Origin of the sequence: Sphingobium sp. HWE2-09 (assembly GCF_035989265.1) — a bacterium.
GTDB lineage: Bacteria > Pseudomonadota > Alphaproteobacteria > Sphingomonadales > Sphingomonadaceae > Sphingobium.
This window is the reverse complement of sequence record NZ_JAYKZX010000003.1, coordinates 2270612-2282835: the sequence shown is the minus strand read 5'-3', so window position 1 is coordinate 2282835 and position 12224 is coordinate 2270612. Positions and strand designations below refer to the sequence as shown.

Genomic DNA, 12224 nt, shown 5'->3' with positions numbered 1-12224 from the left:
CGCAATGTCCCCTGCACAAGTCAAAGCGAAGATCTGGATGAGCGCCGTTCAAGGCGCCGTGCTGCCGTTCGCGACATTGATGGTCGTCGTCTTCATGATGGTGCCGGTTCCGGCGGTCATGCTGGACATCGGCTTCATCACCAACATCATGATCAGCCTTGCGGTGCTGATGGTGGCGCTCAACGCAGGCAAGCCGCTGGATTTCTCCAGCTTCCCAACGGTCCTGCTGTTCGCGACGCTGCTGCGTCTGGCATTGAACGTCGCCTCGACCCGCGTCGTGCTGGTGTCGGGCCATGAAGGATCGGACTCGGCCGGCCAGGTGATCGAAGCCTTCGGTCACTTCCTGATCGGCGGCGACTATGTCGTGGGCATCTTCGTCTTCGCCATCCTGATGATCATCAACCTGGTCGTCATCACCAAGGGCGCGGGCCGCGTGTCCGAAGTGTCGGCGCGCTTCACCCTGGACGCCTTGCCCGGCAAGCAGATGGCGATCGACGCCGATTTGAACGCGGGCCTGATGACCCCCGAAGAAGCCAAGATCCGCCGCGTCGAAGTCGCGACCGAGGCCGACTTCTACGGCTCGATGGATGGCGCCAGCAAGTTCGTGAAGGGCGACGCGGTCGCAGGCATTCTGATCCTCGTCATCAACATCGTCGGCGGCATCATCCTGGGCGTAGTCAGCCACGGCCTTGCCATCGGCGAAGCCGCGCAAACCTATATCGTCCTGGCGATCGGCGACGCGCTGGTGGCGCAAATCCCCGCGCTGCTGCTCTCGATCGCCGCCGCCTCCATCGTCACTCGCGTCAAGAGCGAGCAGGATCTGGGCGGCCAGATCGCGGGCCAGTTCGGGTCCGGCCGCGCCTGGGTGCCGGTCGCCGCGATCCTCGGCTTCCTCGGCATCCTGCCCGGCATGCCGCACATCATCATCCTGTCCGCCGCGGGCGTGGCAGGCACCATCGCCTGGAAATTGCGCAAGGCCAGCCAGCGCAAGGCGGCCGAACCTGCCCCCGTGGCCCCTGCGCCCAATCCCGCCGTCATCGAATGGGACGACGTATCGGACGGCGCGATCCTGGGCCTGGAAATCGGCTACGGCCTCATCGGCCTGGTGGACGAGCGCAAGGGCGCGCCGCTCATGGCCCGCATCACCGGCATCCGTCGCCAGCTGTCCAAGGAGCTGGGCTTCGTCGTGCCGATGGTCCGCGTGAAGGACAATCTGGCGCTCGAGCCCAATCAATATCGCATCACCATCGCCGGTGTCGTCGTGGGCGAAGACGAAATCTGGCCCGACGATCTGCTCGCGCTCGACAGCGGCGCGCTGGAAGGCGTGGTCGCCGGTCGCCCGGCCAAAGACCCGACCTTCGGCCTCGACGCTGTCTGGATCAGCCAGGCCAAGCGCAGCGAAGCCGTCGTCGCGGGCTATACCGTGGTCGATCCGCCGACGGTCGTCGCCACCCATCTCAACCAGCTGATCGCGATGAACGCGGCCGAAATGTTCGGCCTGGATGAAGCGCGCAAGCTGCTCGACAATCTCAAGGACGTCGCGCCCCAACTGGTCGATGGCCTCACCCCCGGCACGCTCAGCCTGACGCAGATCAGCGCACTGTGCCGCGCCCTGCTGACCGAAGGCATCGCGCTCAAGGATTTCCGCCGCATCTGCGAAGCCATGGTCGACGCCGCGCGCCCGGACATGAGCCACGAACAACTGGTCGAAGCGGTGCGCCAGCGGATCGGCGCGCTGATCATCCAGGGGCTGGTGCCGGTCAAGATGCCGCTGCCGGTCATCACGCTCGACGGCGATCTGGAAGGGCTGCTCGCCCAGGCGATGCGCGTCGCGGGCGATGCCAAGCATCCGATCGAACCCGCGCTCGCCAACCGCATCGTGGAAGCGGTCGTCCATGCCGCACGCCCGCTCATGGGTCAGGCCCGGGCTTTCGCCATCGTCACCTCGCCGGTGGCGCGCCGCGCGCTCGCCCGGCTGTTCAAGCCGCATTTGCCCGAAACGCCGGTCCTGTCTTTCCTCGAAATCCCCGATGGCAAGGGCGTCGAAGTCGTCGCCGTCGTAGGCAATGAACAACAGCAGCGTCCCATCCCGCGCCACGACCCCGCGCCCCAGCGCGAACCCGCGCGCGAGCGGGTCGCCTGAAAGGAGGCTGAGCCATGTATATGAACAAGATCGCGGCCGGCGCCCATACCTATGCCAAGCCCGGCGATAACAGCCCGGAACGGCTGGCCCGCCAATATATGCCGCTGGTGCGCAAGATCGCCTGGCACGTCCATGGCCGCGTATCGACGGCCATCGAAATCGAGGATCTGCTCCAGATCGGCATGGTCGCGCTGGTCGAATCCGCCAACAGTTTCGAGGATCGCGGGCTGGGCTTTGCCGCCTATGCCCAACTGCGCGTGCGCGGCGCGATGATCGACCATCTGCGGCGGCAGGCAACGATTTGCCGGTCGGCCATGGCCAAGCGGAAAGATCTTGCCAAGGTGCGCAACCGGCTGGAGCAAAAGCTCGGCCGCCTGCCGACCGAGGCGGAAATGTCTGCCGACATGGGGCTGGAACCGGCCGCCTATCGCGAAATCGCCGACAGCGTCGAAATGGTCCAGCACACCAGCATGGACGAAGTCTATTCCGACCAGTCGATGTGGTTCGCGGACGTGGAAGATCGCGCCGACGACGTCATGGAGCGCGAATCCCTCAAAAAAGCGCTGGCCGCCTGCATCGGCGAACTGCCCCAGCGCGAGGCAATGGTCCTGCAACTCTATTTCGTCGAGGAACTCAATCTGGAGGAAATCGGCCACACGCTCGACATCGGCGCCGCCCGCGTCTGCCAGATCAAGAAAGCCGCGCTCGACAAGCTGCGCGAAAAACTGCGCGACTGGAACGACTGAGCCTATGTCTTTTGCCAATTCGTGTTCCCGCGCAGGCGGGAACCCAGTCCGGCGCTTCGGCTAGGCTCCCGCCTCCGCGGGAGCACGAACCACCAATAACTCACTCATCATTCGCCGCCAAAGGCCCAACCCGCCGCCCATCGGTGGACGGCCAGCGAAACCGCAACGGCCGATAGCTTTGCGTCCGCCACCACGGATCGGCGACCTGGAACAGACCGTTCTCCTCCGCCTTGCGGCCCAAATCCTTGCGCGCGGTCAGCGCCGCCAGCACTGGCGCGGCGAATAGCCCTGCGACCACTGGCGACATCCAGCCCAGGCTGCCAACCTTCACCGCCATCGCCGTCAGCCCCGCGCCCAGCAGCAAATGCCATTTGAACAGCCAAATCGCGCTGGTGATCGCCATGCCGTCGCGATCGCGGGTCTGCCCGTTCCAGCTTGCCTTGCGGCCCATCAAGATGCTGAACAGGTTGATCGTCTGGGTCAGCATCGCCACCGGGGCCATCAGGATCGACAGGATGATATCGACCAGCACGCCCCGCGTCATCCGCGCCGCGCCGCCAAAGCCGATGCGCCGCGCCGGATCGGCCATCGCCCATAGTATCGCCAATATCTTGGGACCGAACAGCAGCACCGCCGTCAACGCCAATAATCCGCCCGACGGCAGGATCGCGGCGGGCGGCCACACCCCGGCCAACGCCCCGCCCAGCACCACCAGCATCAGCGCCAGCCACAAAGGCGACGTGCAATAGGCCGACGCGCCGACCAGCAGCTGGAACCGGCTGACCGGATGCAGCCCTGCGATCTTCACCAGCAACGGCACATGCTGGATATTGCCCTGGCACCAGCGCCTGTCGCGGGTGAACAGGTCGGGCATGGACGGCGGGAATTCCTCGAAACTGTCGTCGGCCGTAACCATATGCACGTCCCAGCCGCGCCGCCGCAGCAGCGCCGCTTCCAGCATGTCATGGCTCAATATATGCCCGCCAAAGGGCGCCCGGCCCGGCAGTTCGGGCAGGCCGCAGCTTTGCGCAAAGGCGCTGACCCGCACGATCGCATTATGGCCCCAGAACATGCCCTCCGATCCCGCCCACCAGATCATGCCGGCGGCCGATGTCGGCCCGAACAAACGACTGGCAAATTGCTGCCACCGCGCGAACAAAGTCGCCGCGCCCATCACCGTGGGCACGGTCTGGATCAGCCCGACATGCGGATGCCGCTCCATGTCGGCCGCCAGCCGCGCCATGGTCTGTCCGCTGACCACGCTGTCCGCGTCCAGCACCACCATATAATCATAGCCGCCGCCGAAGCGCTCGACCCACTCGGCGATATTGCCCGGCTTGCGCCCGATATTCAGCGCCCGGCGGCGATAATGGACGGGCCTTGAGAAGGACGCGCGCATTTCCTGATAGGCGCGCCGTTCCGTCTCGCCGCTTTCCACATTGGAATCGGACAGGATGAAAAATTCGAACCGCTCGCCGCCCATCACCTGCGCCAGCGACCGTTCCATGATCGACAGGCGGCCCAGCACGCCCAGGAAATCCTCGTTGCACACCGGCAGCAATATGGCGGTCTTGCCTTTGAGTGGCGTCGCGGCATTGAGCGGACGGGGCGTCACGCTGCGCCCCTTGCCCACGGTCAGCAGCAGGAAACCGATCATGGCGGTGGCAAAACCGAAGGCGATCCAGGCGAACAGCGGGATGAACAGCGCCAGATAGACGCCTTCCCATGGCGAGATACCGTCCAGCCCGATCGATTGGCGCATCTCATGCGCCGCCATCGACGCAGGCAGCAGCGCCAGCAACACGACCAGCAACCGCCGCGCCCAGATGTCGATGTTGAACGGCCGCCGCGCGATCAGCGCGGGGCGCGCGCTGAAATCCTGCTCCGGCATGGCCAGTGGCGTCTCGGGCGGCACCTGCTCAAAGGCGCGCGCCAGCGGCTTGCTCCCGGCATCGATCGGCGGCGCTTGCACGCCTCCATTCCCCATCATCCATCAGACCCATCGCGATTGACCCACGGCGTCAGAACCGTCCGATGTCCTCGCGGTTCCCGTCATGCGCCCAAAGGATAATGCACATATTCGCTCAATCCGCGACCGCCATCGCGCAATTGTAGCCGTATATCGGCTGACTTGCCCTGTGCGCGCCTTATATCGAGTACCGTGCGGAACAGGCCGTTCTTCCCCAACACCGGATACCCCGCCTGCTTGATCAGCGTCCCGCCCGCCACGTCGACCCAGATATCGGGCTTGGCCTGCGTTACACCGGCAAAATCGATCACCAGCCGCTCCGCATCGGGTCCATCCCCACGCCCGCGCCACAGATTCTCGACGATCGCCATCCCGCTCGACGCCGGGGATCGTGCCGCCGACCAGTCCAGCCGATAAGCCAGGTCGATCCGCGCCCCTGCACGCGGCGCAGCCTGCGGCGTCCAGTAAACGGCGACATTGTCGGTATATTCGCTGTCAGTGGGAAAGGCGTAAAGGCACACCTGCCCGGCGCCCAGCGGCCGGGTGGGCGTCGCCCAGAGCGAGGGCCGACGATCGTAGAAGACGCCGTCATCCTGATAATGGTCGAAATCGCGGTCACGTTGCAGCAGCCCAAACCCCTTGGGGCTGGCTTCCTTGAACGCGCTGAAATGGGGGGCCGACGGATTGACGATCGGCCGGGCATGGGCGGTGCCGTCCGCCGAAGCGATCGACAACAGATCGCTATCATGGATTTCCGGCCGCCAGTCCGTGCCCTGTATGCGGTTCGCCTGATCATACCAGAACATGCTGGTCATCGGCATCAGGCCGAGTTCGGCAATGGCGCGCCGGGGGAACAGCGCGGCGGTCACGTCCTGCTTCACGCCATCGGCGCCCAGGCTGCTGAGGAAGCGGAAAGCGCCGCTGATCGACGCGCCGTCCAGCAGCGCATAGATGGTGACGCTGCTTGTTCCCGTCCGTTCCAGCCAGAAATGGGTGAAGCGCGGAAACTCCTCCTTGCCCTGCAAACTGGTATTGATCGCGATCGCCCGCGCCGACAGGCCGAACTGTTTCTGCGGGCTGGGCGCGCGGAAATAGCTGGCGCCGAGGAACGACAGCCAGTCGCCGTCGCGCGCCGCGTTCATGATGCGAAAACCGGCAAAGCCCGCATCCGGCCCCAGCGCGGCGACCGCATTCCCGGCCGGCGCATCGAACATGCCCGGGTCGTACCGCAGCGGCGTCGCCTGCCCCTTGTCCACGATCGCGATCGTCACCGGCTGCGCGGCGTTGACCGACAGCGGGAAGAACCGAATGCCGGTGTCACCGGGCAGGTCGCCCCATAAGGTACGATCGTCGCGAAAACGCGCGGCATGCAACGCATCATAATCGACTTTGGCCGCACCGGGATGCAGCGGCGTTTCTGTGAAAGGCGCACGCGCCTGCTTCTGCGCCAGCGCGACCAGCCGCTCCCATGAAAAAGGTTCGGCCCGACTCTGCGCACGTAGCGCCTGGGGGAGCAGGAGGGCGGCGCCGGAGGCGGCGATCATCGCGCGGCGGTCTATCTTGGTCATGGGATCGATCATGGATGGGCAAAACGGCCAAGCCAAGTCTTGTATCCGTTATCACGCGAAGAAGCCTCCGCCCGGGGGGACGGAGGCTTCAAATAGGCTGGTCGTTCGATCGAAGGTGTGGCCCCGGCACGGTGGGGACTGTTAATGTGCCGGGGTCACCATGGGCGGCTGGCGGTGACCAATGCCTCAGCCGACCAATCTTGTCGCGGCTTAGCCGATCAGCTTCAGCACGCCCTGCTGGCTCTGATTGGCCTGGGCCAGCATCGCGGTCGACGCCTGGCTCAGGATCTGCTGCTTGGCGAGCGCCGTCGATTCTGCCGAGAAGTCGGCGTCTTCGATGCGGCTGCGGGCGTCGGTCAGGTTGGTGACGTTGTTCGTCAGGTTGTTGACCGTCGATTCCAGGCGGTTCTGCGCGGCACCCAGCGTCGCCCGGGTCGTGGCGATGGTCTTGAGCGCATCGTCATAGACGCTCAGGTCGCCGTCGGCGTCTTCTGCTGCGCCGGTGCTGCTGCCAACTGCGGACAGATCGATCTCGGCGAAGGACAGGGTGATCGTGTCGTTCGCGCTGGCGCCGGCCTGGATCGTGACGTCGCCGGTGGTCCCGGCAGTGCCGTCGAACAGCTTCTGGCCGTTGAATTCGGTGTTCGTCACGATGCTGTCGATCTGCTTGGCCAGTTCGTCCAGCTCCGCCTTGATGTTCGCCTTGGCGTCATCATTGTTGGTGCCGTTCTTACCCTGAACGGTCAGTTCACGCATCCGCTGCAGCATGTTGCTGACTTCGCCGAGCGCGCCTTCAGCGGTCTGCGCCATCGAAATGCCGTCATTGGCGTTGCGGATGCCCTGGGTCATGCCCTTGATCTGCGCCGTCATGCTCGAAGCGATGGCGAGGCCGGCGGCGTCGTCCTTCGCGCTGTTGATGCGCTTGCCGGTCGACAGGCGTTCCATTGCGGTGCCCAGCGCCTTGCTAGCGGCCGAAGAAGCGTTGGCCGAGCGCATCGCGCCAGTGTTGGTTCCGATAACAGTCATGGTGTTCCCTTTCGTTTCACTATCAGGTCGCTGCCATCCGTCAGAGCGCTTGCGGCCTCGAAAGGGGATAACGGCGGGGTGCGCCGGGCTTTTAGGGTCGATGTCGATTTTTTTGAAAAAGGGATGATTCGGGCATGGCCCCCAAGCCCCTTACGCGGGCGCAACGCGCGCGCCTTAGACTAAGGTCGAACATATTGCCGTTTTTGCCGGAAAAAAACTGCCGCATTGCGGCAAACGGATTAACGGCATTAACTATCTGATAACCACAGACGCGCTATTTATTAACCATCGAAGGGGGTTGGATGTACGGGGGTACAAGCCAGCCATATGATGGGGTTCGTTCATGTCGACATTAGACGTGAGCCGTGGCGTCTGCGCGCTTCTTCCGGGGCTGCAGCACTGGCTTGAAAATGCCTATTACGAAGTGCGCATCGTGGATGCGGCCAGCCCCCGGCAACGGGACGACCGGCGCATCCTGCTGGCGACCGAGATCGGTCATGCCACGCATCGCGACATCCTGATCAACCTGATCGACGGCGCACCGTCGCTGGTGCCTGTCGCCAACGGCTTGCCCGCCCGCGTCGCCTTCGGCATTGCGGACATGGGTTTCGCCTTTGCTCTTATCGCTGAACTCGTTCGGCCGGTTTCGGTTCCCGCGGTCGGCGACAGCGGCAGCGCGCGTCTGATGACGCTCGCCAGCCGCGTCGCCCGCAGCGACGCCACCGTCCTTATTCAGGGCGACACCGGCACCGGCAAGGAAGGCATGGCGCGCTTCCTGCACGCCCGGTCCGGCCGCACCGCGCATGACTTCATCGCCGTCAACTGCGCCGCGCTCCCTGAAACCATGATGGAAGCGATGCTGTTCGGGCATAAGAAGGGCAGCTTCACCGGCGCGTCCAATGCATCGAACGGCCTGTTCCTGGCCGCGGACGGCGGCACGCTGTTCCTCGACGAAATCGCCGAACTGCCGCTCTCGCTCCAGTCCAAGCTGCTGCGCGCCCTGCAGGAAGGCGAAGTCCTTCCCGTCGGCGCCACGCATCCGGTGCCGGTCAATGTCCGCATCATCGCGGCCTGCAACCGCAACCTTGCCAATGAAGTCGCCGCCGGTCGTTTCCGCGAAGACCTCTACTGGCGCCTCAACGTCATGCCGCTGGAACTGCGCCCGCTGGCCGAACGCCCCGGCGATGTCGCCGCGATCGCCGCTGCCATGCTGCTGCGCCAGCAGGACATGGGCAAGGCAGGCTTCGTCTGGCCGACCGCCGCCGCCCTCGACAAGCTGGCTGCGCACAACTGGCGCGGCAACGCCCGCGAACTGGGCAATGTACTCCAGCGCGCCCTGGTGCTGCGCGACGGCGCGATGATCGAGGCGGACGACCTCCACCTCACCGGCGCGCCCCAGCCGCTGCGCGTCGTCACGCCGATCGTGGCACCTGCCTCCATCGCAGTCGAACCGACCCGGCTGCGCGATGTCGCCCACCACAGCAAACTCGAAGCCATCCGCCTCGCCCTGCGCGAAACCGATGGTCACCGCGCCGCCGCCGCCCGCAAGCTCGGCATTTCCGAACGCACGCTCCGCTATCGGCTCGCCGAAATGCGTGAGCTGGCAGCAGCGTGAAGGAGGGCTGATCCATGGCCATCACCGGCGTCTCTCCCACCGACAGCGTCATGGCGATCCGCAACGCCATCCTGCAAAAGAACGCGGCCCTGCGCGATGTCGCCTCGACCGGCCCGGTCGGCGGCGCATCCGGTCCCGGCGGTACGCAGGGCACGGCGCCCGGCGGTTTTACCGAAGCGCTCAACAGCGCTTTGCAGCAGGTCAACGGCCTCCAGAACCAGGCCGGTGAAGCCGCCGCCTCGTTCGAGCGTGGCGAGACCACCGATATCGCCGCCGTCATGCTCGCCAAGCAGCAGGCATCGGTCAGCTTCGAAGCGACCCTTCAGGTCCGCAACAAACTCCTGTCCGCCTATAAGGACATTATGAGCATGCCGGTCTAAGCCATGGAAAACGCACTCAGCACCAATGTCGGCGCAGCGGCGCCCGCTCTTACCACTACCCCGTCCTTCGGGACCGGGGCCAAGGGTGTGGACGCGCTCAAGGCGCGCTTCACCGGCTTCATCAAGCAACCGGCGGTAGCCAAAAGCCTGCCGCTGCTCGGCCTGCTCGGCACCGTCGCGATCGCCGGGGCCGCTTGGCTGGCCCTGCGCGAACCGCCGCAGCGCGACCTGTTCCGCGCCTTGCCCGATACCGACAAGTCGGCCGTCGCGCAGGTGCTGGACCAGAACGGCATCAAATATGACTTCGACAATAGCGGCGGCATGACTGTCGGTCAGGACGATTATTTCAAAGCCAAGATGATGCTCGCCGCCCAAGGTCTGCCCAAGAGCGCGCCCGACGGCAACAGCATGATCGACAGCCTGCCGATGGGGGCATCCCGCGCGGTGGAGGGCGAAAAGCTGCGCTCCGCCCGTGAAATGGACCTGGCTCGCACGATCGAGGCGATCGATAGCGTCGAAAGCGCCAAGGTCCACCTCGCCGTCGAAGCGCCCAGCGTCTTCCTGCGCGAACGGTCCAAGCCGTCCGCGTCGGTCATGCTGCGTCTCGCCAACGGTCGCACGCTCACCGACCAGCAGGTCAGCGCCATCGTCCATCTGGTCGCCTCGTCGGTGGCCGAACTCAACCCCGACGACATCTCGCTGGTCGACCAGAATGGCCGCCTGCTCAGCAATAATGATGGCAACGCCGCCGACGATCGCCAACTGGCCGTCCAGGGCAAGATCGAGGATCGCTATCGCCAGTCGGTGATCGCGCTGCTGACGCCGATCCTTGGCTCGGGCAATTTCTCGACCGAGGTGCACGCCGAACTCAACTTCGCCGAACGGCAGGCCACGCGCGAAACCTATCCGCAGGACGAAGCGCGCCTGCGCAACGAAACCGGCACCTGGGCCTCCGACCCGCGCGGTCAGGGTGCGGGCGAAGCATCCGGCATCCCCGGCGCGCTCAGCAACCAGGCGCCCGTCAACCCCACCGTGACCCAGACCAATCCCAATGGTCAGGCCGTCACGCAGGGCCAGACGGCGCAGGGCGCACAGGCGGGCCAGCCCGGCACGCCGCCCAACCCGCTGATGAAGACGGAGGAAACCTTCAACCGCAGCTTCGAACTGGGTCGTGAAGTCTCCGTCACCCGCGACGCCATCGGCACGGTCAAGCGTCTGTCGGTCGCCGTCGCACTCGACACCGCGCCCGATGGCAAGGCGCGCACGCCTCAGGAAATCGCCGCTTTGGAAGCATTGGTGAAGGGCGCGGTCGGTTTCGACCAGGCACGCGGCGACGTGGTCGCGCTGTCCTCGCGCAGCTTCCTCAAGACCGCGGACGTCACCCCGCCCTGGTATGAAGCCGACTGGATGTCGCCGCTGGTGCGCAACGTGTCGGCCCTGCTCGTCGCGCTGCTGGTCATCTTCGGCATCGGTCGCCCGCTGCTCAAGCGCCGCGCCGCTGCGCAGGAGGCCGCCGTGGCACCGACCGCCGAAAACGGCCAGCGCATCGGTCGCGAGATTTCGAGCGAGATCACCAAGCAGGCGACCGTCGTAACGGCCGATGGCGCCGCACCCAAGATCACGCTCGACATGATCTCCTCCACTTACGACTATGCCCAGCGCGCAGACCTCATCCGCAACTTCGTCAAGCAAGACCCCGATCGCGCCGCGCTCGTCGTCCGTGACCTCCTGAAGGAGGGGAAGAAGGAAAATGCCTGAGATCGTTCCCGGTCGCCCCGAAGCGCTGAAGGGCAGCGCCGCCGCCGCCGTCCTCCTCATGCTCTTCGACGAGGATGAAGCCGCCCAGATCCTCTCGCGTCTCGAACCCGAAGAAGTGCGCCAGCTCGGCTATGCCATGTATGACGTGCAGGATGTCGATCCCGAAGAGGTCAACGAAGCGCTCGATCATTTCGTGACCAAGGCGAAGAAGCGCACCACCATCGGCTATGGCGCCACCCGCCATATCCGCGGCGCCATGACCAAGGCGCTGGGCGAGGAACGCGCGGAAACCATCCTGGCGCGCATCACCCCTCCGACCCGCTCCACCCAGCTGGAAATGCTCAAGTGGATGGATGCCAAGGAAATCGGCACGCTGATCGAACTGGAACATCCGCAGATCATGGCGATCGTGCTGGCCCATCTGGAAGCGCCCGTCGCCGCCGACGTGCTGCAATTGCTGCCGTCCGAATATCAGGAAGAGATCGTCTATCGCATCGCCACGCTCGGCCCGGTGTCGAACGAGGCGCTCGATGATCTGGAGCAGCTGCTGCTGCGCGGCCCGGTCAAGAAACAGGGCGCAGCCTCGCAGCGTGGCGGCACGGTCGAAGCGGCCGCGATCATGAACAATGTCCGCAAGGATAATGAATTGCGGATCATGAAGGCCGTTGCCAAGCGCGACAAGATGATCGCCCAGACGATCGAGGAAGAGATGTTCGTCTTCGACAACCTCATCGACATGGACGACAAGAATCTGGGCACGCTGATGCGCACCGTCGACAGCCAGGTGCTGGTCGTGGCGCTCAAGGGCGCGAACGATATGCTCAAGGCCAAGATCTTCAGCTCCATGTCGGCCCGCGCCGCGCAGGCGATCGCCGACGAGATCGAAGAACGCGGCCCGATCCGCCTCGCCGAAGTGATCGACGCGCAGAAACTCATCATCGCCACCGCGCGCCGCATGGCCGACGCGGGCACCATCATGCTGGGCGGCAAGGGGAACGACTTTGTCTAAAGCATTTTCA

9 protein-coding genes are annotated in these 12224 nt (G+C 65.1%); 6 read left to right on the top strand and 3 right to left on the bottom strand.

Translation table 11 applies throughout. The annotated features are described in order from the left end of the window. Positions 1–4 precede the first annotated feature (4 nt). Both flhA and U5A89_RS16505 read left to right on the top strand, forming a co-directional pair. Positions 5–2143, top strand: a complete 2139-nt coding sequence (gene flhA / locus U5A89_RS16510) for a flagellar biosynthesis protein FlhA (protein WP_338162139.1) — start codon at positions 5–7, stop codon at positions 2141–2143. Between the two features lie 14 nt (positions 2144–2157). Beyond that, on the top strand, positions 2158–2889 hold the full coding sequence (locus tag U5A89_RS16505; RefSeq protein WP_338162138.1) for a sigma-70 family RNA polymerase sigma factor: 732 nt from the start codon (positions 2158–2160) through the stop codon (positions 2887–2889). Positions 2890–2989: 100 nt separating this feature from the next. On the opposite strand, the gene mdoH is transcribed toward U5A89_RS16505, so the two are convergent. From mdoH to U5A89_RS16490, 3 genes are all read right to left on the bottom strand, one after another. Then, the gene (mdoH, locus tag U5A89_RS16500) at positions 2990–4879 is read right to left on the bottom strand and encodes a glucans biosynthesis glucosyltransferase MdoH (RefSeq protein ID WP_338162137.1); all 1890 of its coding nucleotides are present in this window, start codon (positions 4877–4879) and stop codon (positions 2990–2992) included. Between the two features lie 62 nt (positions 4880–4941). Further along, positions 4942–6426, bottom strand: coding sequence for an OpgD/OpgG family glucan biosynthesis protein (locus U5A89_RS16495; protein WP_338163086.1), 1485 nt, complete (start codon positions 6424–6426; stop codon positions 4942–4944). 210 nt (positions 6427–6636) lie between these two features. Beyond that, entirely contained in the window at positions 6637–7452 is an 816-nt protein-coding gene (locus U5A89_RS16490; protein ID WP_338162136.1) for a flagellin N-terminal helical domain-containing protein, read from the bottom strand. A gap of 343 nt (positions 7453–7795) precedes the next feature. Between U5A89_RS16490 and U5A89_RS16485 the strand changes: the two genes are divergently transcribed. The 4 genes from U5A89_RS16485 to fliG are packed head-to-tail and all read left to right on the top strand — an operon-like array spanning position 7796 to position 12214. Next, entirely contained in the window at positions 7796–9067 is a 1272-nt protein-coding gene (locus tag U5A89_RS16485; protein WP_338162135.1) for a sigma-54 interaction domain-containing protein, read from the top strand. A 20-nt stretch (positions 9068–9087) separates the two neighbouring features. Next, the gene (gene fliE, locus U5A89_RS16480) at positions 9088–9447 is read left to right on the top strand and encodes a flagellar hook-basal body complex protein FliE (protein WP_338163085.1); all 360 of its coding nucleotides are present in this window, start codon (positions 9088–9090) and stop codon (positions 9445–9447) included. Between the two features lie 3 nt (positions 9448–9450). After that, positions 9451–11205, top strand: a complete 1755-nt coding sequence (gene fliF / locus U5A89_RS16475) for a flagellar basal-body MS-ring/collar protein FliF (RefSeq protein WP_338162134.1) — start codon at positions 9451–9453, stop codon at positions 11203–11205. Next, positions 11198–12214 (top strand): flagellar motor switch protein FliG, encoded by a 1017-nt coding sequence (gene fliG / locus U5A89_RS16470; protein WP_338162133.1) that lies wholly within the window; start codon positions 11198–11200, stop codon positions 12212–12214. The genes fliF and fliG overlap by 8 nt, the downstream gene beginning before the upstream one ends. Positions 12215–12224 lie beyond the last annotated feature (10 nt).